The following is a 22,277-nucleotide window of genomic DNA, read 5'->3' as shown; positions in this document are numbered from 1 at the left end:
GCCGAGGGTTACACGGATTACCCGACGCTGGCCGGCTGAGCGGCTTTTGCCCAGGCCGTGACGGCAATTGCCGTCACGGTTTTCTTTTTTCATGCCTGGAAATTCAATGTCATCATTTCGCCGCTACGCGCCAGCGCTTGCCTTGATCGTTCTGTCGCTGACCTGGGGCTACACCTGGGTGCTGGCCAAACACGGACTGGCCTATGCGCCGCCCTTCGCCTTTGCCGCCGAGCGCTGTGTCGGCAGTGCGCTGGCTCTGGTTCTCGCGCTCAAGCTGATGGGTCGACCGCTGAAGCTGGTGGCGCCAGGACTGACCGTGGCCATCGGTCTGACCCAGGTGGCCGGCTTCATGGCTTTTCAGACCTGGGCGCTGGTCGAAGGCGGCCCCGGCAAGACGGCCGTGCTGATCTTCACGATGCCGATCTGGACGTTGTTGATGGCCTGGCCGATCCTCGGCGAGCGGATCAAGGGCAAGCAGTGGCTGGCGGCGGCCTGTACCCTGAGCGGCCTGCTGCTGATCATCGAGCCGTGGGATATGCATTCCAGCCTATTCAGCAAGTTTCTCGGCCTGATGGCGGCGCTGTGCTGGGCCAGCGGCACCATCCTGGTCAAGCGACTGCGCGCGACCCACGAGGTCGATCTGCTGGTCCTGACCACCTGGCAAATGATCCTCGGCGCCGGCCCGCTCATTTTGCTCGCCTGCCTCGTGCCGGAGCGGGCCACCGAATGGTCGGTCTCCTACATCGGTATTCTCGCCTTCATGTCGATCGCCAGCACCGCCATGTGCTGGTGGTTGTGGATCTACATCCTCGACCGCGTGCCGGCCTGGGAGGCGAGCCTGTCCGTGCTCGGCACGCCGGTGGTGGCGATCCTGTCGTCACGCCTGACCTTTGGCGAAGAATTCAAAGGCAGCGAGGTGGCCGGCATTCTGCTGATCGGCAGCGGCCTGGCGCTGCTTTCCCTGCTCGGCTGGGCGGCCAGCCGGCGCAATCCGGCCCGGGCGATCAATCAAAAAGAAGTGCAGGTAACGTCATGACTAAACCGTACAAACTTTCCATGCTCGACCTCGTTGCCGTGCGCGAGGGCGGCACGGTGGCCGAAGCCCTGGCCATTGCCGTGCGGACCGCCCGCCATGTCGACGCGCTGGGGTTCGAGCGCTACTGGCTGGCCGAGCATCACAACATGCCGGGCATCGCCAGTTCGGCCACCGCCGTGCTGGTCGGCCACATTGCCGGGGCGACCAGTCGCATCCGGGTCGGCTCGGGCGGCATCATGCTGCCCAATCATGCGCCGCTGGTGGTCGCCGAGGCCTTCGGGACGCTGGCCGAACTCTATCCGCAGCGTATCGACCTCGGGTTGGGGCGCGCGCCGGGCACCGATCAGCAGACCATGCGCGCGCTGCGCCGCGACCGCCTGGAGCGCGAAGCGGATTTCCCGCGCGAAGTCGCCGAATTGCAGCAGTTGCTCGGGCCGGTGCAGCCTGGGCAGGCCATCGTCGCCACGCCCGGGGCCGGCACGCAGGTGCCAATTTGGCTACTCGGCTCCAGCCTGTTTTCGGCGCGGCTGGCGGCCGAGCGCGGCCTGCCCTATGCCTTTGCCTCGCATTTTGCACCGGCCTTGCTGTTGCAGGCGGTCGAGCTGTATCGCCGGAATTTCCAGCCGTCGCCGGCCCTGGCGCATCCCTACGTGATGATCGGCGTGCCGTTGATCGCCGCGCCCGACGACGCCGAGGCGGAATACCTGGCGAGCAGTACCTATCTACGGGTGCTCGGTATCCTGCGCGGCGATCGCCGCGGTCTACCGCCGCCGCAGGCCAATTTCCTGGCCGGCCTGCAGCCGCACGAGCAGTCGGCAATCCGCGATTTTCTTGGCGCTGCGGTGATCGGTGGGCCGCAGAAAGTGGCGGCCGGTCTGGCCGAGCTGCAACAGGCCTGCGGGGCGGACGAACTGATGCTGGTCTGCGACATCTTCGACCCGGCACTGCGTTTGCGCTCGCTGGAGATCGCGGCGACGGCCCAGGTGCGATAAGGCGCCGGCAGGAGCGCTATTTGGCGGGAGCCGCCGGCCAGCGCTGCCGTGTGCGCCAAGGAAAGCAGCCCGCCGATCGTGGTCGACCGGCGGGCTGGCGCATTGTTGGCGAAGTGCTTTGCTACCTTGCGGTCAACGCCGGTTTTGCCGCCTTTTCCCAGTTGTCGCCCGGATTGAACTGCTTGATCGCGGTGGCGGTTTTGGCCGTATCCGCCCCGAGATCCTTTTCATAAACCACGCCTTCGTGGTTGACGATGAAGCTCTTGACGCCCGATGCGCCGTAGTCGGCCGGATAGGCGATGACTGCAAAACCGCCGATCAGCTTGTTGCCGGCCAAGTAGTTGTAGCTATTGCCCGGAGTACTGCCGCCCTGTTCGGTCAGGATCCGATAGTAGTATCCCCAGTAGGGAGCCGGTTTGCCGCTTTTTCTTGCGTAACCCTTGCTTTCGGCAAAGGCGAGCAGGGGGCCGAGCGGGCTGGCTGGCTCGCCGGCCGAGGTCGGCCAGTACAAGCCATCGTGCTGGCCCGGCGTGCTGCTGAATTTCTGGGCGTATTCGCGCAGCCCGTCGCCGTCACGGTCGACCGAGGCGTATTCGTATTGCGCGTCCACGATGGCCTGCAGGACCTCAATGGCATACAGCTCGTTCTGCCCAATGCGCCGGTTGACGATCTCGTCGATGCCGGCGGCCGGATCGAAGCGCCAGATATTGCCGATCTTGACCACCGGCACGGGGAAGGGCCATTCGTTGTTGCCGAGAACGAGGGTCGCCCGCTGATCGCCCTCCATGCGCAGTTCATGCTTTTCGTTGTAGGCACTGACGAACAGCTCGCGCTCGTACCTGGCCCGGACCGGGTCGCCGGAACCCAGGCCCTTGGCCTTGGCGCCGAACACGGTTTGAATGCGCTTGCTGTTGCCCGAACGGGCGGCCTCAAGCAGATCGGCTGCCGCCGCATCGGGCGAGGGATAGGCTTTCCCGTAGAGCGGGGCGGCAGTGACTGGAGTGGCTGCGATGGCCAGCAGCAGGGCGAGCGGGGGCAGGGACTTGACTGCGGCCCGGCGGATGAATGAATTCGATAAGAACATGAGGATTACTCCCGAGGCGAAAGAGATGAAGATGGGGGAAGGTTGAAAAGACGCCGCCGACTACCGTCGACCGCCACGCCCACCGCCACCTGCCCGCCCGCCGCCACTGAAGCCGCCGCCGCCGAAGCTGCTGCTCTGCCGGCTGGACGCGCCCCGGCTGCCGAAGTCATTGGCTTGCCGGCCATGATCGGCGCCGCCAAAACCACTGGCCTGACGACTGCCGGAAACATCCCGGCTGCCTGCGCTGTCACGCCCGCCACGCGACATGTCCGAAGTGCCGGCACTCGGTCCGCCATCGCGGCTGCCACGTGACATGTCGGAGGTTCCTGCGCTGGGGCCGCCATCACGTCCGCCACGCGAGATATCCGAGGTGCCAGCACTGGGGCCGCTGTCCCGGCCACCGCCTGGGCGGGCGGCATCACGGTTGGCGGGGCCGCTGCGATCCGCCGTGCTCGCCCGGTTGCCTGCACCATCCCGTTGTCCCAGTTCGCTGCGGCCGGCTTCGGCATGGCCGCGGAATTGCTCGCGGGCCTGCGCATCGCGACTATTGGTCCCACGGTTGTACTGCTGCGCAACGCGCTGGTCCTTGTAGGAAACACCGCGGCGATGTTCGGCGTTGTGGCTCCAGTTGTTGTTGCCCGAGATATTGGTCCGGTTGAAGTTGTTGTAGTTGTTATGGTTGATATAAACGTTGTTGCCGCCCCAGTTGCAGCCGCCCCACAGCGCCGAGCCGACGATCACACCGGCGGTAAACGACCAGAAGGCGGCCCCGGCCACATAACCGGGCGGGTAGTAGGCATACGGCGGGTAGGCGGCGTAAGGCCAGGCACCATAGACCACGGTGGGGTTGTAGGTCGGCACATAGACGACGGCCGGATCGGCCGGCTCGATCTTGATGATGGTTTCGCTGGTGCCCTGTTCGACGACGACGTTCTGCTCCTTGCTGCTCTTCAGGTTGCCCTGGTCGTTGGCGGCCTTGCGCAACTTTTGCACCGATTTCATGACGCGCTGCTGATCGGCCAGGAAGGCATCGCCGAGTTGCTGCGTCCATGAGAGTTTCTCGTTCATCATCTGCAGCACCTGGGGAAAGGCGGTCAGCGATTTGACGCTGGGATCCCAAGCCTGCTTCTGCATCGCATCCTCGAGCGCCTTGTCCTTGACCTCCGGGTTGGCCTTGCTCCAGCGTGCCGCTTCGACCACTTCCAGCGGATAGGTCGAGGCCATCAGGATCTGGGCCAGCAAGGCATCGGGATAGAGGGCGACGGGGGCAAGCAATTGTTCGAGTTGTGCCTGGCTCAGACTGCCGGTGTTTGGCGCCGAGGCTGAGCTTGAGGTCGACGTCGTCGGTGGCGGGGCAGCCGGGGGCGCAGCAGTACAGCCGGAAATGACCATGCTGCCTGAAACGAGGACAGCGACTAAGCGTGGAATGCCAGATGGCATGGGACGGACTCCTTTATTCGGCGAGGCGACAGGATGAGTACAGGTAATGATGCTTGCGGTCGACGGGGAAAATAATGCGGTTTTCAACGTTGCGATGACAAACCCAGTTCGGCCAGACAGCGGTCGGCGTTTTCAGCGAAACTCTTGCGCTTCGGCAACTCGTCGGATTTGATCGAGACAAAAAGCATGACCATGTTCTGGCCCAGCACGTTATGCAGTTCCTTGAAGTTGATCAGTTGGGCGTCGGCTTGGCCGGCCTTGCGCCGGATGTTCATGCGATCCAGGTAGAGGTCGATGTTCTCGGCCCAGAATTGCTGTTCCGCACCGGTCAGCACTTCGATCAGGGTGTCGAGCTGCCAGCCGAGGGTGCGCTCATCAATGCTCAAGGCGGCCAGTTGTTCGTCGATCTCATCGAATTCCCGCTGCAATGCGGCCGGGTCGGCATGCTCGCCCGCCTTGTCGTCGATGCTCCAGCCACCTTTCTGCAAGACCTTGAGCTTGCCTTTGAGCAGTTCGTGCCGGTGCTTGAGTTCGACCCGTTCGCTCTTGGCATCGGAAATCCGTGACAGCGCGATACTGATCAGGTGATCGAAGGCACGGTGGCGGAGCTTGCGGCGCGTCTCGTCCTCGCTGTTGCTCAGGTCGATCAGGCGATGATGGCTGAAGCTGACCGTGATTTGCGCCACATCGCGGCGCAGCATGTCACCGGCCACTTCCATGCCGAAGGTCTGCTTCTCCTTGCGTTCGGCGAGCAGGAGCGCCGTGATCGCTTCGCCCGGGGTGGCATTGCCTTCGCGAAATTCACTCAACAGCAGGTCGTTGCCGAAGACTTCGCGCATGTGCTCGGGCGAGACGAACAGTGCCTTCAGCCGGGGATCGCTGGAAAACTCCGTGCTTGCCGCCGACAAGGGGGTGGGCAGCAGTGCAACCAGGGAAACCACATGATCGATGGCGTGGATGATCGGCTCGCGCAGCCGCTTGCGATAACCCGCGACGGCCCGCAACCTGGGGTCCGTGCCGTCGACGGCGCGTTCGATCGCCAGTTCGATCAGCGACTCGGCGTAGCGACCCGGCTGTTCATTGCCCCCGAAGATGGATTGAAACAGTTTCAGCATGATGCTTTACCTCCGTGCCGTCGCCGGCTCCCGGTGTTCAGAACTTCATGGGAATCCAGCGCCGGTTGGCCATGGGCGTCACATCGTCATAGGCATGCTTCATGTTGCGCTTGGGCAGTTTGACGGTCTTGCGCGGCAGGTGCTCGTAGGGAATCTGCTTGAGGAGATGGCTGATCAGATTGAGCCGCGCCCGCTTCTTGTCGTTGGAGTCGACGATGTTCCACGGCGCGAAATCGGTATCGGTCGCCGCGAGCATCTGGTCGCGGGCCCGCGAATAGTCGTACCAGCGTTCGCGCGACGGGAGATCCATCGGCGACAGTTTCCATTGCCGGACCGGATCGTTGATGCGCGCCCGGAAACGGCGTTCCTGCTCGGCATCGCCGACTTCCAGCCAGTATTTGAGCAGGATGATGCCGCTGGCAATGATCTGCTTTTCGATGAAGGGGCACAGTTCCAGGTAGCGGCTGCACTGCTCCTCGCTGCAGAAGCCCATCACCCGCTCGACCCCGGCCCGGTTGTACCAGCTGCGGTCGAAGATGACGACTTCGCCGGCGGCGGGAAAGTGCGCCATGTAGCGCTGAATGTACATCTGGCTCTTTTCGCGATCGGAGGGGGCGGGCAGGGCAACGATCTTGAAGATGCGCGGGCTGACCCGTTCGGTGATCGCCTTGATGGTGCCGCCCTTGCCAGCGGCGTCGCGGCCCTCGAAGACGATGATGACGCGCTGGCCGGTAGCGACTACCCAGTCCTGGAGGGCACACAGTTCGCCCTGCAATTTGAGCAGCGCCTTGTCATATTCCTTGGCCTTGAGTTTGGGCTGGCTATCACCAGCCTGGCCTGGGAGGGTATTTTTGCCTTTATTTTTCATGAATCGAGTCTCCTATCAAACATTGGTTCATAGGTGCTGCTCAAGTCTTGCCGGCCTATTGATAACCACTCTTCCCTGCCAAGGCAGACGGTGCCTGACCAGCCTAGCGCTGTGGTTGCAATATATTCATTGTACTGTCATGCCGCAAAAAGAAAACCCGGCATTGAGCCGGGTTCGTTGTGGGGCGACGGTTTACGCTCAGGCGGCGTTCAGTGCCTGGTCGAGGTCGGCGATCAGGTCATCGACGTGCTCGATGCCGACCGACAGCCGGATCATGTCTTCGGAAACGCCGGCCTTGGCCAGTTCGTCTGGCGACAGTTGGCGGTGCGTGGTGGAGGCCGGGTGGCAGGCCAGGGTCTTGCAGTCGCCGATATTGACCAGCCGGGTGACCAGTTGCAGCGCATCCTGGAACTTGCCGCCGCCGTCGCGGCCGCCCTTGACGCCGAAATTGAGGATGCCGGAAGCGCGGCCGCCCATGTATTTCTGGACCAGCGCGTGGTCCTTGTGCTCGGGCAGGCCGGCATAGTTCACCCAGCTCACCTTCGGGTGCTTCTGCAGGAACTGGGCGATTTTCAGCGAGTTTTCGCAGATCCGGTCCATGCGCAGGGCCAGGGTTTCGATGCCCTGCAGGATCAGGAAGGCGTTGAACGGGCTGATCGCGGCGCCCATGTTGCGCAGCGGCACGACGCGGGCGCGACCGATGTAGGCGGCCGGGCCGAGCGCTTCGGTGTACACGACGCCGTGGTAGGACACGTCCGGCTCGTTGAGGCGCTTGAACTTGGCCTTGTGTTCGGCCCACGGGAATTTTCCGCTATCGACGATGATGCCGCCGATCGAGTTGCCATGGCCCCCGAGGTATTTGGTCAGCGCATGGACGACGATGTCGGCGCCATGCTCGAAGGGGCGGCACAGGTAGGGCGAGGGCACGGTGTTGTCGACGATGACCGGCACGCCATGCTTGTGAGCGATTTCGGCGAGCTTTTCGAAGTCGGTGATGTTGCCCAGCGGGTTGCCGACCGATTCGCAGAAGACGGCCTTGGTCTTGGCATCGATCAGCTTCTCGAAGGCTTCCGGATCGCGGTAATCGGCGAAGCGGACTTCGATGCCGTACTGCGGCAGAGTGTGGGCGAACAGGTTGTAGGTGCCGCCGTACAGCGTGCTGGAAGTGACGATGTTGTCGCCGGCCTCGGCGATGGTTTGGATCGAGGCGGTGATGGCGGCCATGCCGGACGCCATGGCCAGTGCGGCAATGCCGCCTTCCATCGCGGCGACGCGCTTTTCCAGCACGTCCTGGGTCGGGTTCATGATCCGCGTGTAGATATTGCCGGCGACCTTGAGGTCGAAGAGATCGGCGCCGTGCTGGGTGCTGTCGAAAGCGTAGGAGGTGGTCTGGTAAATCGGCACAGCGACCGCTTTGGTGGTCGGATCGGGGGAGTAACCGCCATGAACGGCAAGGGTTTCAATTTTCATGCATGCCTCTCTCTTGTGCTTATGTGGATGAAATATGAAGTCTAGCAGGCGTTGACCGCAGCAGTCTGCTAACTGCGGTCGGTGAACTCCGGCGCAGCGGTGCGCGCCGCCTTGAGCAGGAAACGGCCGGGGTCGAGGGCATCAACAAGGTCGCGTTCGAGCGGTAGCGGTTCGTTTTCCAGCTGGCTGAGCAGCAGGTCGGCCATCAGCGCCGACCAGACGATGCCGCGCGCCCCGAAACCCTGGACGCACCACAGGCCGGGCTGGCGGGCCAGGTCGTGCAGGCGGCTGTTGCTGCCGGCGGCGACTGGCTCGGGAACGGGGCCGACGATAGGCAGGCGGTCCGGCGACATCGGCCGGAAGCCGACGCGGCCGCTCAGGCCGGCCGGGTCGATGCCGTCGCCGAAGCCGGGCAGGGTCAGCCGGAGGCGGGCCAGGTTGTCGCGGTGATCGACCAGATGCTCGGCCGTATCGTCGTTATCGTAGGACAGCGAGGCGCCGATCAGTTGCATGCCGTCGACGACGGGCATGGCGTAGCCGACCTGGAACAGTACGACATCGAGCGGCGGCGTCAGGCCGGTCGGTAGATGGGTGACCTGGCCGCGGGCCGAGCGTTGTGGCAGCCAGGCGAATTGCTCGAAACGCGGCGCGGCGGCTCCGCTGGCCATGACGACGACCGGCGCTTCGGCCAGTACGGCGCCATCGGCGGCCAGGGCGCGCCAGCCGGTTTTTGTCTTTTCCAGGCGGTCGACCGCAGCATTGAAGTGCACCGTGATCTGCTCGGGAAAAGCGGCCAACGCCGCCTGGCAGACCGATGGCGGCTGCACCCAGCCGCCGTTCGGGAACCACCAGCCGCCGTTGGCGACTGGCTGGCCGAGCAGACGGGAGGCTGCGTCGCGGTCGATGAATTGGAGCAGCTCGGGCGGCCAGCCGAGTTGTTCGACGGCGCGCCGCTGCTGTGCTTCATGCACCGCTTCGCGGGCCAGATGCAGCACGCCGCACGGTGACCAGCGAGCCGCGGGCAGATCGGCGAGCAGCGCCCGGCTGGCGAGAAAGCCGGCCCGGGTCAGCCGCGACAGGCGGTTGTCGTCGGCGCTGGGCAGCGGGCGCAACATGCCGGCCAGGTTGCTCGAGGCACCCTGGCCGGGGGCGGCCGCCTGTTCGAGGACGGTGACCTGCCAGCCAGCGGCGGCCAGCCGGTGGGCCGTGGTCGAACCGGCAATGCCGGCGCCGATGACGATGGCGCGGCGCTCGGACGGCTCGGGAAAACGGTCGGGGCGGCGCGAACGAAGGTGGCCGGCCAGCATCTGGCGCTTGCCGGCGAAACCGGGTCGTTTTTCGACGGTGAACTCGGCATCCTTCAGCGCCTGGCGGACGTGGCCGGCCACCGTCCAGGTCGCCAGCGTGGCGCCGGGGGCGGCCAGCCGGCTCAGCGCCTTGCAGAAGTGGGGCGACCACAGTTCGGGGTTCTTGACCGGCGAAAAGCCGTCGAGGAAAAAGGCATCGACCGAGGCGTCGACCGCCCGAATCTGCGTCGCCGCATCGCCGAAGACCAGGGTCAGGATGACCTGGCCGCCATTCAGGTAGAGGCGGTGCAGGCCCGGCGTCAGCGCCGGCCAGTGTCGTTGCAACTCGGCTGCCAGTTCGGCGAATTCCGGCCAGGCGGTTTGCGCACTGATGAGGTCGGCCAGCGCAAACGGGTGCTTCTCGAAGGAAATGAAATGCAGGCGCTGGCAGCGCTGCGGGTCGGCCCGCCAGGCCTGCCAGGCGGCGAGAAAACTCAGGCCGAGGCCGAAGCCGGTTTCGAGAATGACAAAGCGATGGCGGCCCTGCCAGCGTTGCGGCAGATCGTTGCCGGCCAGGAAAACATGCCGGGCCTGGGCCGGGCCGCCAAGTGCCGAGTGATAAACGTCGTCGTAAGTGGCCGAGTAGGGCGTGTCGTAGGCGACGAGTTCGAGGCGGGCGGGCTGCAGTTTTTCCACTAATGGAGCAGGGTTTTGCCGGTGGGCGGCTGTTGGCTGATCGGGGCCGGGCTGTCGTAGGCCAGCGTCAGATCCCAGCCGGCCTGGTCGTTGGCGGCGCGCAGCATGGCGCACAGCGCGTGCAGAATTTCGGCGGTGAGTTCGAGCGTAAAGCGCCGTTCGCGCCCTTCGCGCAGGATCAGCCGCGCCGTGCCGTCGCCGCTGGCTTCGAGGACGGCCTCGCTGGCCAGCAGCGGGGTGGCGCCGAGCGGGTAGCTCGGGTTGTCGTCGATGAAGGACTGTTCGAAAGTGGCTGCTTCGCCGGGGGCCGCCTCGGCCTCGACGACGGTGACCGGCTGGCCGCTCAGATGGCCGTTCAGCATTTCAACCAGGTGCGGCCAGATTTCGCGCAGGAAACGGCGGGTGAAATAGATCCGGTATTCCTCGTTGGCCTGGGTGCCGACGCGCAGCATCAGGCGATCCTGGACGCTGTCGTTGGCGATTTGTAATTGGCGGATTTGCATTTATTTTACGGTGGCCAGCACATCGACCAGGATCAGCACACGGCGGATGCCTTTTTTCGACCAGCGCTGAAACAGCCCGGCCAGCCCGGCCAGTTTTTTCAGCAAGGGCAGGGCGCGGCGGATGATCTGCTTGATTTCCGGGTCGAGATGGGCGGCGAAGTAGTCGTGGAGCAGTTGCGGCAGCAGTTCGCGCGATTCCATTTCACCGACCGGTCCAGCCAGCGAGATGGAATTCAGGAAAAGGACGAGGTCGGCGGTCTGGGCGACGGCCAGGGGCAGAAATTCGCCGAAATTCTCTTCGAAATCGATGCGGTAGCTCAGGCCGTCGAGCAGCGTGATGTTCTTGATCTGCGCCCCACCGTGCCACTGGCCGGCGTGGTGGAATTCGCCGAGTTCGCTGGCCAGGCGCGGCAGTTCGCGGCGCCAGATTTCCGGCGTCCATTTTTCGAGCAGCGTGGCGACGACGGTGCCGCAAAATTCAAGCACGAAGAATTCCGGCGTCACCAGCGCCACCCGCGGCACGCGAACACCAGCCGCGGCCAGCGCTTGCAGCCGCTTGGCCTCGAAATCCATGCTGCTGGCCGCTTGCGACAGGGCCAGCGTGCGCATTGGCAGCGGCTGCCCGGTCAGCCGCTTGACCAGCCAGCGCATGAACAGCGTCTGCGCCAATTTGCGCGGCTTTTCGGCCAGTTTCTTGACGACATAACGCCGACCCTCATGTTCGAACACGAGAGCCCGGCTGTGATGCGTCGTCAAAGCCGCCCGGGCGGCGGCTTCGAGAGATTGGAGGTTTTCGTTCACAGAGATCCGATGATCGAGCGAGCGCAGCCAGGACAAGGCGCAGGTGAGCGCCGCATAGCAGCGCTACGGGGTGGCCCGTAGAGGCCATGCAAGCTCGCCTGCAACGCGGTCATGGCAAGCGCAGCCGATCATCATTCGGGGCGCATGGAGGGGAAGAGAATTACATCCCTGATCGCGGCCGAGTCGGTCAGCAGCATAATCAGCCGATCAATGCCGATCCCACAGCCACCGGTCGGCGGCAGCCCGTATTCCAGCGCCCGAATGAAGTCAGCGTCGTAATACATCGCTTCTTCGTCGCCGGCGTCCTTCGCCTTCATCTGCTCGTGGAAGCGCGCCGCCTGGTCTTCGGCATCGTTCAGCTCGGAGAAGCCGTTGGCGATTTCGCGGCCGACGATGAACAGCTCGAAGCGCTCGGTGATTTCCGGGTTGGAATCGGAGGCGCGGGCCAGCGGCGAGACTTCGACCGGGTAGTCGATGATGAAGGTCGGTTCCCAGCACTGGGCTTCGGCGCAGGCTTCGAACAGTTGCAGTTGCAGGCTGCCCAGGCCGCCCGGCTTGATCGGCTCGCCGAAGGCCTTGATCTGGGCCTTGAGGAATTCGGGGTCGGCCAACTGGGCATCGGTGAAGCCCGGCTGTTCGCGCTGTATCGCCTGGCAGATGGTCAGGCGGTGGAAAGGCTTGGAGAGGTCGAGCTCGCGGCCCTGATAGATGAAGACTTCCTTGCCCAGCGCTTCGCGCGCAGCATGGCGGAGCAGGCCTTCGGTGAAGTCCATCAGCGTATGGTAGTTGGCGTACGCTTCGTAGAACTCCATCATGGTGAATTCTGGGTTATGGCGCGGGCTCAAACCTTCGTTACGGAAGTTGCGGTTGACCTCGAAAACCTTCTCGAAACCGCCGACGACCAGGCGCTTCAGGTACAGCTCGGGGGCGATGCGCAGGAACTGCTGCATGTCGAGCGCGTTGTGATGGGTGACGAAAGGCTTGGCCGAGGCGCCGCCCGGGATCGGGTGCATCATCGGCGTTTCGACTTCCATGAAGCCGTGGCCGCACATGTAGTTGCGGATCGACTGGACGATGGCCGAACGGGCGCGGAAGGTAAAGCGCGTTTCCTCGTTCATGATCAGGTCGACGTAGCGCTGGCGATACTTCATTTCCTGGTCGGCCAGGCCGTGAAACTTGTCCGGCAGCGGGCGGAGCGACTTGGTCAGCAGGCGGATCTCGGCGGCCTGGATGGACAGTTCGCCGGTCTTGGTCTTCATCAGGATGCCGGTGACGCCGATGATGTCGCCGAGGTCCCAGCCCTTGAAGGCGGTATAGACGTCTTCGCCGACGCGGTCGCGGGTGATGTAGATCTGGATGCGGCCGGAGAGATCCTGGATGGTGGCGAAGGAGGCCTTGCCCATGACGCGCTTCAGCATCATGCGGCCGGCAACCTTGACTTCGACCGGCATACCTTCGAGTTCTTCCGCCGATTTCTCGCCGTAGACTTCGAGGACCTTGGCGGCGGTGTTCTCGCGCTGGAAGTCGTTGGGGAAGGCTTGGCCGCTCTTGCGCCACTCGGCCAGTTTGGCGCGACGCTCGGCGATGAGCTGGTTTTCGTCTTGCTGGACCGGGGCTTGCTGTTCGGCGTTGGACATGAAAAATCCTTGGAAATTGAGGTTTGCTGCGGTCGACCGCTGTAGAACCCTGAATTTTCGCCGATTTGGCCCTTCAGGGAAAGCGCGATGCGTCAGTCCGCTGCGTAATGGATGGCCAGCCAGACCGTCGGCTGGTCCGGGTCCGTCCATTCGACGCGATGCCGACGGTGGGCGGCAATTTCGACGAAGTCGCCGACGGCCAGCGGCACGGGCTGCGGAGTATCTTCAAAACGCAGGGTGGCCTGCCCTTGCAGCAGCAGGACCCATTCGGCCTGCGCCTGGTCGTACCAGAAATCCGGCGGGCTGGTCTGGCCGGTCGACACGATGCGTTCGATGCGCAGGCCGGGCCGGCTCAGCAGTTCCGAAAATTGCTCTGCCGGCAAGGTCGACCGCGGCAGATCGGCAAAAATGTTGGCGGGCATCGGCGTCACGGGCGGTAAAGGGGGAGGGCGGCCAGGCGCTGTTCGATTTCCGCGTTCAGGCGCTGGTAGGCTGGGCTGCTCGGGGCGCCGAACTGGCGGCGGAAGTCGCGGGCGCTGAGGTATTCCGGCAGGCCGGCCAGCGACGGGATCAGGTCCGACTCGCGCAGCGTGCTGTGCAGCGCCGCCTGCAGTTTCGGGTCGTCGCGATTGAGCCCTTCGCCGAACCGGGTGCCGGCCCGGTCGGCGGCGAGGTCGGCGAACGAGAAGCCGCTGCCGTGCCGGGAATCGGCCAGTTCCTTGTAGACGCCGATGGCATCGGCCACCGGTTCGCCGGCCCAGGCGGCGAGCGCGGCGGAAATGACGAAATGCTGGGCGCTGTCGTAGCGCCCGGCCAGCATCAGCATGACCTGGCGCGGTCGCGGCCAGTCGCGGGCGTCGGGAATGATCGCGGCGAGGTCTTTTTCGGCCAGGTAGGCGGCCATCACCAGCAGCGCGGCGCGGCGCGCCTGGCGCTGATCGTCGCCAGCACCGGCGAGCATCGCCTGCAGCACGTCGGGCAGGGCGACCTTGGCGCCCCGCGCATGGTGGTCGAGTAGCGCGGCGAACTGCCGCTGGGCGCTGCGGATGCGCTCGAGGTCGGCCGGGTTGAGGGCGATGGAACGGGCCCGTTCAAGGATGGCCGGTTCCCAGACGTAGCTGACCAGGATGCGCTGGTTGGGCGCGTCGTAATTCAGTGCGCGGATGGCGCTACGCGCCAGTTGCCATTCGCGGCCGTAGCCGGCACCTTCGATGGCCGCGCTGAGCGCCAGTTCGAGCAGGCCGGCCGGCAGCGGCAGGGGGCCGAGGGCGGCGCTGGCCAGGCGCGGTTCGCCGGGGCCGGGCGGAATGCTGGCCCGCAGGTTCAGGTAGTGTTCGCCGGGCAGGCGCAGGCTGAGGCGGATTTCGGCCGCCTCGCCGTTGAGCAGCAGGCCGCCACGGCCGCGCAGACCACGGCTGGCGGCGTAGTTGATACCTTCGTCGAGGAGGGCGACCGGGATGGCGGTTTGCCGTGCTTCGCCTGGCCGCAGCCGGCGTGGGTCGTTGGTCTGGAACAGCCAGCGGGCCTGGGCGACGGCCAGTGGGGCGATGGTTGCGCTGCGGTTGACCAGCGGCTGGCGGTCGACCGCCGCCAGCAACAGGCCCCCGGCAGCCAGCACGAGCAGAAGCAGCGTGCCGGCCAGCCAGGCGAGGAGGCGAGTCATAGGGATTTTTCCAACCAACAAGCCATTTTTTCAATGCAAAGAGGCAATGCAAAAAACAAGGCAAATTGCTTATAAAGGGACTGCTGAATTTGCGAGTTCTACAACAGCTCGTTCAAGGTGTGCAAAATCGGAAGAACGGGCGCGTAACAACTCGAAATTGAGGTGCGCGGTGATTTTTGCTTGGTGAACGGTTTCCTTGTAGGCCGATCCCGACGACGGGCGCGCTTTGCTGAGCCATTCCTTGGCGCCTCGGATATTTTCAGGGTTTTCGGGGAAGGAGGTTTTTGCAGGAATATCCGGAAAGACTTTGCGGGTAGCAGTTTCGTCGATCAAGAACAGGGTTTCATATTCCTTGACAAGAAAAGCAATTTTTATCGGCCAGCCGGGGCGTAGTGATTCTGCTCTGGCCAACAGATTCTGCTCTTCCTTGACCGGACAGTCGTGGTCTTTCGAGTCGAAATCCATGACCCACAGAATAGGGGCATTCTCCTTGATGGCAGCCAGGAATATGCTGTCAAATTTCTTGGCGACACTTGGATATTCACCATGACGCCAAGCGGACAGAGGCTGCACATCGTGAATGCCTCGGGTGGCAAGGATGTTCCGAATGAGGATGGGAACAGCCGGGATTTCGCCATGCCCCTCTACGATTGGCAGCAGGCGTCTCATGCATCCTCCGGCAACAAGCCTTCAGAGGACATTATCTGCTCAAGACTCAAAAGGTGTTCCTTGACCGCTTCCCGCTGGCTTGCGCGGATTGGCGAGATGCGAGTTTCACCGTTTTGCATGGCGACAACTTGGATATTTTCCGGCTCGAAACAGTCGATGAGGTGCGGACTATGGCTTGTAATAAGCAGTTGCGTGCGTTCTGAGACCTCCCGGAAAGCGTCTGCCAGCAATGCAAGCAGGGCCGGGTTGACTGTTTGTTCGGGTTCTTCAATGATCATCAGCGAGGGATGCGGTGTCTGGTAGAGGGCGAGCAGGATGCCGAGGATTCGCAGGGTGCCGTCGGAAATCTGCGACGGGTCGAATAGGTGCGCCTCGCCGCTGGCTTCGCGCACTTTGAAGCGAGGCATGATGAAACCACCTACCGCTTGTGTGGTGATGTCTTCCAGTTGTGGCATGACAATCTCCATCATCTCCCTGATCTGCTCCCAAGCCTGTTTGCCGCGACTGGTCTTTTTTAGGGTGCGCAGGATGGAGGCCCAATTAGCGCCGTTTTCCTTGAGGATTGGGTCGGTGTCGGGTGGTGCTGGTTGGCGCAGAGTGTTGGGGTAGATCGCCGAGAATCGAAAATTAAGAACAGAGTCGCGTAATTTTTGAGGACCAAAATGTATATCAGCCATATCAAGCCAAGTTAGGCGGCTACCAAATGCTAAAGCGTCAGGCTGAAATAGACGCTCGTCGTCTAATGTGACTGAATTTCCAGCTACCTTGAGACTTACGAGACCCCGAGCATTTCGTTCGGCTTGCATTTCTTCGAAATCGCAGTCAACGATTTCTCCATCGTCAGCACTGAAGGAAATACCTGTTGGACCAAACCATTCACAACGCTCTCGCTCAACGCGAAAGTTACCTTCGCGCAAGCTGGTCAGTGTTAGTTGATAACGAGCGGTGTGTGACGGATTATTTTTTTCGGCAAAGCCAAAGTCGAATGAAATCTGAAATGGCTTGGTTGGCGAATACTGGCGAATCAGGCCAATGCCGCCGCGCGTGCTGACGGCATGATCTAGTCCCTGACTCATCGCATCGCGCAAAAAGCGCAGGGCATCTGCCACGTTGCTCTTGCCGACTCCGTTGCAGCCAACTAACACCGTTACCGGCTGAATGTCAGTTAACGCAATGTCTGACAGACTTTTATAGTGGCTTATTCTGAGGTCGACAAGTCGCATGGCTTTCTCCGGTGGAGGTTATACGCCCTGTTTCAGGCTGGCCTCGATGAAAGGGTCGAGGTCGCCGTCGAGCACGGCCTGGGTGTTGCCGGTTTCGTGGTTGGTCCGCAGATCCTTGATGCGGCTCTGGTCGAGCACGTAGGAACGGATCTGGTGGCCCCAGCCGATGTCGGACTTGGCATCTTCCAGCTTCTGCTGTTCGGCCTGCTGCTTGCGCAGTTCGAACTCGTAGATGCGGGCGCGCAGCATCTGCCAGGCTTCGTCGCGGTTGCGGTGCTGCGAACGGTCGTTCTGGCACTGGACGACGATGCCGGTCGGGACGTGGGTCAGGCGGACGGCGGAGTCGGTCTTGTTGATGTGCTGACCGCCGGCGCCGGAAGCGCGGTAGGTGTCGGTGCGGACATCGGCCGGATTGATGTTGATCTCGATCGAGTCATCGACTTCCGGAAAGACGAACACCGAGGTGAAGCTGGTGTGGCGGCGGGCGTTGGAGTCGAACGGCGACTTGCGGACCAGGCGGTGGATGCCGGTCTCGGTGCGCAGCGTGCCGTAGGCGTAGTCGCCGGTGAACTTGACGGTGGCGCTCTTCAGGCCGGCGACATCGCCTTCCGACTCTTCCATGACCTCGACGGTGAACCCCTTCTTTTCGCCATATTTCAGGTACATGCGCAACAGCATCGAAGCCCAGTCCTGGGCTTCGGTCCCACCGGCGCCGGCCTGGATTTCCAGGAAGCAGGGCATCGGGTCGGACGGGTTGTTGAACATGCGGCGGAATTCGAGGGCGGCGATCTTTTCCTCGAGCGGGGCGTTGTCGGCTTCGACCGAGAGCAGCGTGTCGTCGTCGCTTTCTTCCTTGCCCATGGCGAACAGTTCGCGGCCGTCCTCCAGCCCGGCCTGGACTTCTTCCAGCACCAGCACGATGTCTTCCAGCGATTTCTTTTCGCGGCCCAGTTCCTGGGCACGTTTGGCGTCATCCCAAATCTTGGGATCTTCCATCTCCAGATTGAGAAGGGTCAGGCGCTCGCGTTTCTGATCGTAGTCAAAGATACCTCCGCAGCTCGGCCGCGCGCTGCGCGATGTCGTCGAGCTTGTTGGCGATGCTGTTGATGTGTTCCGCGTCCATGATGTTCGTCTCGTTGCTTGGCAAAACCTCAATTATAGCCGCTGCGCCAAGCCGCATCGCGCTGCACTGTTCGGAGGCATCGCGGCGCCGGGGTAGGGGAAAGGCACGCACCTGAATGGTGCGCCGGCCCGCTGGACCGGGCTGCTCTTTAGCGGGGTGGGCGGCGCTTGCTCCGAATTGATGCAAAAAATGGCGTGTAAGTTTTTGATTTGCATTAAAAATGCCATATAAGTATAGCTTGGCAAGCGAATTGCTTTGGTTGTGACAGTTTTGTAAATATGTGTGCGAAATATATGACAAAGAGTGATTCAGCCCCGGCTTTGCACGCCAGCATGCGTTCTGTGCGCTGGCAACAACTGACGGTCTGCGCCTTGGCGTTCTCTGCCGCCGCTGCGCTGGCCTGGGCCGCCGCCGGTCAGGGTTCGGCGTTGCTGGCCGGGCTGGGGGCCGGTTTGCTGCTGCTCGCGCTGGTCCTCGGCTGGCATGTGCAGCAGGAACTGGAATCCGCCCTCGGCTTGATTGATCGCTTTGCCCAGGATCTGGCCGGCGGGGCGCTGGTCAGTCGGCTCGATGCGCCGCGCTGCGGCGCGCTGGCGCCGCTGGCCGAGCGCCTGAATGGCATGGCGCGTTCCTTGTCCGGGCTGATTCTGGCCTTTGCCCGGATGTCGCAGGAAATTTCCAGCGTCGCCGGCGAGAGTAGCGCCAACGCCAGCGGCGGCAACGACGGTGTGCGCCGTCAGCGCGACATCACCTTGTCGTCGGCGGCGACGCTGGAGCAGTTGACGGTCAGCCTCGGCCAGACCAGCGACAGTGCCGGCGGTGCCGCCGAGGTGGCCGAGGCTTCCGGCCAGATGGCGGAGGCCGGCGCCGAGCGGGTGAGCGGGCTGGCGAAAAGTCTTGAGAGCCTGGCGGCGACTGTGCGCCAGACTTCGGAGGGCGCCAGCCGGCTCGGTGCGCGCTCGCAGGAAATCGACATCATCGTCGAACTGATTGCCGAGATCGCGGCACAGACCAATCTGCTCGCCCTGAATGCCGCCATCGAAGCGGCACGGGCCGGCGAACAGGGACGGGGCTTCGCTGTGGTCGCCGACGAGGTGCGCAAGCTGGCCGAGCGGACGCGCAACGCCACCCACGACATCGGCGAGCGGATCGACGGCATGCGCCAGGAGGTCGGCAGCATGATCGAGGCGATGGCGGAAACGTCGGCCCGGGCCGCCGCCAGCCTGAACGATGCGGCGCTGGCGGTGGACGACCTGCAGCGGGTCGAAAGCAATGCCGGCCAGACGCTGGCGCTGATTCGCGATATCGCCGCCGCCAGCCGCGAGCAGAGCGAGGCGGGGCTGAGCATTGCCCGTGATATCGAGCAGGTCGCCCAGCTGGCCGATGCCAACGAACATCTGGTGCGCGAGAACAGCGAATTGTCCCGTTACCTGAGCGACTTGTCCGTTCAGCTCAACGGCACCCTTAAAAAATACCAATACGAGTGAGGTTGTCATGGACTGGATCATGATTCTGATGGGTCTGCTGGCCTTGTTTGTCGGGGCCAGCAGCTTCTGGCTCTATCGCCGCCGCAATCGGAGCGATGCCGGCCGCTCGCTGGACGAGACACTGGCCGCCTGCCGCGCCTTGCTGGCCCTGATTGCCCATTTCCAGCAGCATCGCGGCATGAGCTCGGCCTGGCTGGCCGGCGATCAGGGCTTCAAGCAGCGGCTCGAGGGCAAGGGGCGTGAAATCGAGGCCTGTATTCCGTCCTTGCGCGATATCGCCCGCCGCGAAGGCGAGCGGGTGCATCCCTGCCTGACGCTGAACGACCTCGACCTGTTCCGCTTCAACTGGGCGAATCTGCACGAGAAACTGCCCGGCCTGTCGGTCGAGCAGAGCATTGCCCAGCACAGTTTCCTGATCGAGCAATTGCTGCACTGGCTGGCCGCGCTCGGCGAATCGCGTGTCGAATTGCTGCTCGACGAGCCGGCGGCACGTGGCCTGGTGCGCAATTACGCCAGCCGCCTGCCGGCCCTGACTGAATGCCTCGGCCAGGCGCGCGCCCTCGGCATGAGCGTCGCCGCCCGCCATGGCTGTTCGGCCGTGGTCCGGGTCCGCCTGATGTTTCTCGTCGCCCGCGCCGAGGCCTTGCTCAAGCAGGCCAGCGAAGCCGGCGGCGAAGGAGTGGTGGCCGACAAGGCGGCGCGTGGCGTGCAGCAGATGGCGCGCGTCATCCGGACCCAGATGCTGCTCAGCTCGGGGATCACGGTGGCGGCCCAGGAGTATTTTGAAGTCGCCTCCGGCGCGATCGATCATGTCTTCGCCTGGATCGGCGACAGCGGCGTTCAGTTAAAACAGGCAGGTAGCGGTTATTCCCATGTTTCGCAATCACTTCATCCCCGGCGCGCCTGAGAGCCAGCATTTCGTGCAACCCGGAGGCAGCCCGGGCTGCGCTTTGCGCCAGGCTTATGTACAGCAGGCGCCGGCGATGGCGACGCTGTTTTCCAACCTTGACGGCATGCTGTTCCGCTGCCTGATCGACGAGTTCTGGACGCTGTTGTCGGTCAGCCCCGGCTGTTATGGCCTGACCGGCTATCGGGCCGAGGATCTGGTCGGCAACCGGCAGAATTCGCTGGAGTCGCTGACCCACCCGGAAGACCGGGCGGCGGTGCGCGGCACCATCCTGGCGGCACTGGATACCGGTTCGCGCTACAGCATCGAGTACCGCATCGTCTGCCGCGACGGCGAGGAGAAGTGGGTGCTCGAACGCGGCGTCGGCCTGCGCGACGAAGGCGGGCTGCGCCTGCTCGAAGCCTATCTCGAAGACATCACCGACCGCGTTCAGGCCCAGATCCAGCTGGCGGAAACCGAACTGCGCTATCGCAGCATTTTCGAAAGTGCGGTGGTCGGCATGTTCCAGAGCACCGAGAGCGGTCGTTATCTGGCCGCCAATCCGGCCCTGGCCCGGCTCTACGGCTACCCGTCGCCGGAGGCGCTGATCAGCAGCCTGGCCGACATTGCCAGCGGGCTTTACGTCGACCCGCAGCGGCGTGACGATTTCAAGGAATTGATCCAGCGCGACGGCCGGGTTACCGATTTCGAGTCGGAAATCATCTGCTGCGACGGCAGCCGGATCTGGATTGCCGAGCATGCCCATGCCGTGCGCTCGTCGGACGGCACGTTTCTCTATTACGAAGGTACGGTCGAGGACATCACCGAGCGTCATCGCCATCAGTCGGTGCTGCAGCACCAGGCGACGCACGATCCACTGACCGGCCTGCCCAACCGCAACCTGCTTGCCGACCGGCTGGCCCAGGCCGTGCAACTGGCCCGCCGCAAGAGCGGCAAGGTGGCGCTGGCCTTTGTCGATCTCGACAACTTCAAGGTGATCAACGACAGCCTTGGCCATGCCGCCGGCGACCAGTTGCTGATCGAAATCTCCAGCCGCCTGCGCACCGCGCTGCGCGGCCTCGATACTGTCGCCCGCTACGGTGGCGACGAGTTCGTGCTGATCCTCGGCGAGCAGGTCTCGCCGGATGACACCAAACACCTGCTGGAGCGTGTGCTGGCCACCGTCCAGGCGCCGCTCGAACTGGCCGGGCACGGCCTGCGCATCAACTGCAGCATCGGGGTCAGCGTTTTTCCCGACGACGCGCAGGATCTCGACGGCCTGTTGCGGGTGGCCGATGTCGCGATGTATCACGCCAAGGAAAGCGGCAAGGGGCAGTACTGTTTCTATACCCGCGACCTCAACCAGGCGGCGCAGGACCGTTTCGCGCTGGAAACGGCGCTCGGCAGCGCCATCGAAAACAACGAACTGACCGTCGTCTACCAGCCGAAAGTCGATGGCGGCGGCCGGGTCCGCGGTTTCGAGGCGCTGGTGCGCTGGAACAGCGCCGGCCAGGGCCTGGTGACGCCCGACCGTTTCATCCCGCTGGCCGAGGAAACCGGGCAGATTCTGGCGATCGGCGAGCAGGTGCTCTATGCCGCCTGCCGGGCTGCTGCCAGTTGGCCACTGGTCGATGGCCAGGCGCTGGGCGTCGCCGTCAACCTGTCGGCCCGGCAGTTGCGCGAACCCGGCTTGCTGGCGCTGGTCTCCGATGCGCTGGCCGTCTCCGGCTTGCCGCCGGAATGCCTGGAGCTGGAAATCACCGAGAGCATGATCATGGGCGACATGGAGCACACCATCCGCGTCCTCAAGTCGATCAAGGGGCTCGGCGTGCGTATCGCGGTCGATGACTTCGGCACCGGCTATTCGTCGCTCGCCTACCTGCAGCAGCTGCCGATCGACACGCTGAAGATCGACCGTTCCTTTGTCTCCGGCTGCAACCGCGGCGGCAAGGCGATGGCGATCCCGCATGCGATCATCTTCCTCGGCCGCAGCCTCGACCTGCACATCGTCGCCGAAGGCGTCGAAACCGAAGCCGAGCGCGAGATTCTCACCGTCTGCGGCTGCAACGAATTCCAGGGCTACCTGTTTTCCCGGCCGCTGCAGAGTGCTGCGGTCGACGCCTATTTGCAGGCAATAATCGCCTGACTTTCCCGGGCTGATCGGCGCCCGCTTGTACTTGGCATATTTTTGCCGGAAACGGGCGTAGAATCGACTTGCTGCTTTGCAGCAAGCGGCGGCGCCGGCCCGGCCGCCTTCACCCTGCGAGCCATCGCGTTCGCAGCGGGTATTGCCAGGGA

20 protein-coding genes are annotated in these 22,277 nt (G+C 63.6%); 5 read left to right on the top strand and 15 right to left on the bottom strand.

Translation table 11 applies throughout. From position 1 onward, the window contains the following. Positions 1-106: 106 nt before the first annotated feature. Positions 107-1,036, top strand: a complete 930-nt coding sequence (locus tag AT959_RS18605) for a DMT family transporter (RefSeq protein ID WP_066886651.1) — start codon at positions 107-109, stop codon at positions 1,034-1,036. Continuing rightward, positions 1,033-2,028 (top strand): LLM class flavin-dependent oxidoreductase, encoded by a 996-nt coding sequence (locus AT959_RS18600; RefSeq protein WP_066886649.1) that lies wholly within the window; start codon positions 1,033-1,035, stop codon positions 2,026-2,028. The genes AT959_RS18605 and AT959_RS18600 overlap by 4 nt, the downstream gene beginning before the upstream one ends. A 121-nt stretch (positions 2,029-2,149) precedes the next feature. Here AT959_RS18600 and AT959_RS18595 read toward each other — a convergent pair whose 3' ends face one another. The 15 genes from AT959_RS18595 to AT959_RS21415 form a co-directional block, all read right to left on the bottom strand. Then, on the bottom strand, positions 2,150-3,112 hold the full coding sequence (locus AT959_RS18595) for a DUF2950 domain-containing protein (RefSeq protein ID WP_066886647.1): 963 nt from the start codon (positions 3,110-3,112) through the stop codon (positions 2,150-2,152). 60 nt (positions 3,113-3,172) lie between these two features. Beyond that, positions 3,173-4,552 carry a DUF3300 domain-containing protein gene (locus AT959_RS18590; protein WP_083518496.1) on the bottom strand — a complete coding sequence of 460 codons (1,380 nt, stop codon included), beginning with the start codon at positions 4,550-4,552 and terminating at the stop codon, positions 3,173-3,175. 83 nt (positions 4,553-4,635) lie between these two features. Then, positions 4,636-5,667 carry a hypothetical protein gene (locus AT959_RS18585; protein WP_205629963.1) on the bottom strand — a complete coding sequence of 344 codons (1,032 nt, stop codon included), beginning with the start codon at positions 5,665-5,667 and terminating at the stop codon, positions 4,636-4,638. Positions 5,668-5,704: 37 nt separating this feature from the next. Next, positions 5,705-6,535, bottom strand: coding sequence for a polyphosphate kinase 2 (gene ppk2, locus AT959_RS18580; protein WP_066886640.1), 831 nt, complete (start codon positions 6,533-6,535; stop codon positions 5,705-5,707). A gap of 198 nt (positions 6,536-6,733) precedes the next feature. Next, the gene (locus AT959_RS18575; protein ID WP_066886637.1) at positions 6,734-8,005 is read right to left on the bottom strand and encodes a bifunctional O-acetylhomoserine aminocarboxypropyltransferase/cysteine synthase; all 1,272 of its coding nucleotides are present in this window, start codon (positions 8,003-8,005) and stop codon (positions 6,734-6,736) included. Positions 8,006-8,073: 68 nt separating this feature from the next. Continuing rightward, positions 8,074-9,987 carry a bifunctional tRNA (5-methylaminomethyl-2-thiouridine)(34)-methyltransferase MnmC2/FAD-dependent 5-carboxymethylaminomethyl-2-thiouridine(34) oxidoreductase MnmC1 gene (mnmC, locus tag AT959_RS18570; protein ID WP_066886634.1) on the bottom strand — a complete coding sequence of 638 codons (1,914 nt, stop codon included), beginning with the start codon at positions 9,985-9,987 and terminating at the stop codon, positions 8,074-8,076. Then, positions 9,987-10,490 (bottom strand): hypothetical protein, encoded by a 504-nt coding sequence (locus AT959_RS18565; protein ID WP_066886632.1) that lies wholly within the window; start codon positions 10,488-10,490, stop codon positions 9,987-9,989. The genes mnmC and AT959_RS18565 overlap by 1 nt, the downstream gene beginning before the upstream one ends. Continuing rightward, a complete protein-coding gene (locus tag AT959_RS18560) occupies positions 10,491-11,219 on the bottom strand; it encodes a BUD32 family EKC/KEOPS complex subunit (RefSeq protein WP_157651361.1) in 729 nt (242 codons plus the stop codon). It lies immediately after the preceding gene. Positions 11,220-11,422: 203 nt separating this feature from the next. Then, positions 11,423-12,928, bottom strand: coding sequence for a lysine--tRNA ligase (lysS, locus tag AT959_RS18555; RefSeq protein ID WP_066886627.1), 1,506 nt, complete (start codon positions 12,926-12,928; stop codon positions 11,423-11,425). Between the two features lie 92 nt (positions 12,929-13,020). Then, positions 13,021-13,350 (bottom strand): cupin domain-containing protein, encoded by a 330-nt coding sequence (locus AT959_RS18550; protein WP_066886624.1) that lies wholly within the window; start codon positions 13,348-13,350, stop codon positions 13,021-13,023. Positions 13,351-13,355: 5 nt separating this feature from the next. Beyond that, positions 13,356-14,591: a YfiM family lipoprotein gene (locus AT959_RS18545; RefSeq protein ID WP_066886621.1), complete on the bottom strand. Its 1,236-nt coding sequence runs from the start codon at positions 14,589-14,591 to the stop codon at positions 13,356-13,358. Positions 14,592-14,660: 69 nt separating this feature from the next. Next, positions 14,661-15,260 carry a DUF4276 family protein gene (locus tag AT959_RS18540; protein WP_066886618.1) on the bottom strand — a complete coding sequence of 200 codons (600 nt, stop codon included), beginning with the start codon at positions 15,258-15,260 and terminating at the stop codon, positions 14,661-14,663. Then, positions 15,257-16,483: an AAA family ATPase gene (locus tag AT959_RS18535; RefSeq protein ID WP_066886615.1), complete on the bottom strand. Its 1,227-nt coding sequence runs from the start codon at positions 16,481-16,483 to the stop codon at positions 15,257-15,259. The genes AT959_RS18540 and AT959_RS18535 overlap by 4 nt, the downstream gene beginning before the upstream one ends. 18 nt (positions 16,484-16,501) lie before the next feature. Beyond that, positions 16,502-17,606 (bottom strand): peptide chain release factor 2 gene (gene prfB / locus AT959_RS18530; protein WP_157651360.1). Its coding sequence is split into 2 segments (ribosomal slippage): positions 16,502-17,524 and positions 17,526-17,606, totalling 1,104 coding nucleotides; the frame shifts between segments, so codons are not numbered across the junction. After that, positions 17,523-17,906, bottom strand: a complete 384-nt coding sequence (locus tag AT959_RS21415) for a hypothetical protein (protein WP_169795485.1) — start codon at positions 17,904-17,906, stop codon at positions 17,523-17,525. The genes prfB and AT959_RS21415 overlap by 84 nt, the downstream gene beginning before the upstream one ends. Positions 17,907-17,938: 32 nt before the next feature. Here AT959_RS21415 and AT959_RS18525 point away from each other — a divergent pair, with 32 nt between their 5' ends. From AT959_RS18525 to AT959_RS18515, 3 genes are read left to right on the top strand one after another with little or no spacing between them, the layout of a single operon-like run. Next, on the top strand, positions 17,939-19,093 hold the full coding sequence (locus AT959_RS18525; protein WP_157651359.1) for a methyl-accepting chemotaxis protein: 1,155 nt from the start codon (positions 17,939-17,941) through the stop codon (positions 19,091-19,093). A gap of 7 nt (positions 19,094-19,100) precedes the next feature. Beyond that, positions 19,101-20,000, top strand: coding sequence for a nitrate- and nitrite sensing domain-containing protein (locus tag AT959_RS18520; RefSeq protein ID WP_066886609.1), 900 nt, complete (start codon positions 19,101-19,103; stop codon positions 19,998-20,000). Then, positions 19,966-22,125, top strand: a complete 2,160-nt coding sequence (locus AT959_RS18515) for a putative bifunctional diguanylate cyclase/phosphodiesterase (RefSeq protein ID WP_066886606.1) — start codon at positions 19,966-19,968, stop codon at positions 22,123-22,125. The genes AT959_RS18520 and AT959_RS18515 overlap by 35 nt, the downstream gene beginning before the upstream one ends. Positions 22,126-22,277 lie beyond the last annotated feature (152 nt).

Origin of the sequence: Dechloromonas denitrificans (assembly GCF_001551835.1) — a bacterium.
In the GTDB taxonomy this organism is placed as follows: domain Bacteria; phylum Pseudomonadota; class Gammaproteobacteria; order Burkholderiales; family Rhodocyclaceae; genus Azonexus; species Azonexus denitrificans.
The sequence above is the reverse complement of the archived record's forward strand: the minus strand, read 5'-3'. Positions and strand labels throughout refer to the sequence as shown.

Excerpts from the sequence above, each read along its gene's own strand:
- AT959_RS18605 (WP_066886651.1), top strand. The coding sequence starts at position 107 with ATGTCATCATTTCGCCGCTACGCGCCAGCGCTTGCCTTGATCGTTCTG.
- AT959_RS18600 (WP_066886649.1), top strand. The coding sequence starts at position 1,033 with ATGACTAAACCGTACAAACTTTCCATGCTCGACCTCGTTGCCGTGCGC.
- AT959_RS18595 (WP_066886647.1), bottom strand. The coding sequence starts at position 3,112 with ATGTTCTTATCGAATTCATTCATCCGCCGGGCCGCAGTCAAGTCCCTG.
- AT959_RS18590 (WP_083518496.1), bottom strand. The coding sequence starts at position 4,552 with ATGCCATCTGGCATTCCACGCTTAGTCGCTGTCCTCGTTTCAGGCAGC.
- AT959_RS18585 (WP_205629963.1), bottom strand. The coding sequence starts at position 5,667 with ATGCTGAAACTGTTTCAATCCATCTTCGGGGGCAATGAACAGCCGGGT.
- ppk2 (WP_066886640.1), bottom strand. The coding sequence starts at position 6,535 with ATGAAAAATAAAGGCAAAAATACCCTCCCAGGCCAGGCTGGTGATAGC.
- AT959_RS18575 (WP_066886637.1), bottom strand. The coding sequence starts at position 8,005 with ATGAAAATTGAAACCCTTGCCGTTCATGGCGGTTACTCCCCCGATCCG.
- AT959_RS18565 (WP_066886632.1), bottom strand. The coding sequence starts at position 10,490 with ATGCAAATCCGCCAATTACAAATCGCCAACGACAGCGTCCAGGATCGC.
- lysS (WP_066886627.1), bottom strand. The coding sequence starts at position 12,928 with ATGTCCAACGCCGAACAGCAAGCCCCGGTCCAGCAAGACGAAAACCAG.
- AT959_RS18550 (WP_066886624.1), bottom strand. The coding sequence starts at position 13,350 with ATGCCCGCCAACATTTTTGCCGATCTGCCGCGGTCGACCTTGCCGGCA.
- AT959_RS18545 (WP_066886621.1), bottom strand. The coding sequence starts at position 14,591 with ATGACTCGCCTCCTCGCCTGGCTGGCCGGCACGCTGCTTCTGCTCGTG.
- AT959_RS18540 (WP_066886618.1), bottom strand. The coding sequence starts at position 15,260 with ATGAGACGCCTGCTGCCAATCGTAGAGGGGCATGGCGAAATCCCGGCT.
- AT959_RS18535 (WP_066886615.1), bottom strand. The coding sequence starts at position 16,483 with ATGCGACTTGTCGACCTCAGAATAAGCCACTATAAAAGTCTGTCAGAC.
- AT959_RS18525 (WP_157651359.1), top strand. The coding sequence starts at position 17,939 with ATGCGTTCTGTGCGCTGGCAACAACTGACGGTCTGCGCCTTGGCGTTC.
- AT959_RS18520 (WP_066886609.1), top strand. The coding sequence starts at position 19,101 with ATGGACTGGATCATGATTCTGATGGGTCTGCTGGCCTTGTTTGTCGGG.
- AT959_RS18515 (WP_066886606.1), top strand. The coding sequence starts at position 19,966 with ATGTTTCGCAATCACTTCATCCCCGGCGCGCCTGAGAGCCAGCATTTC.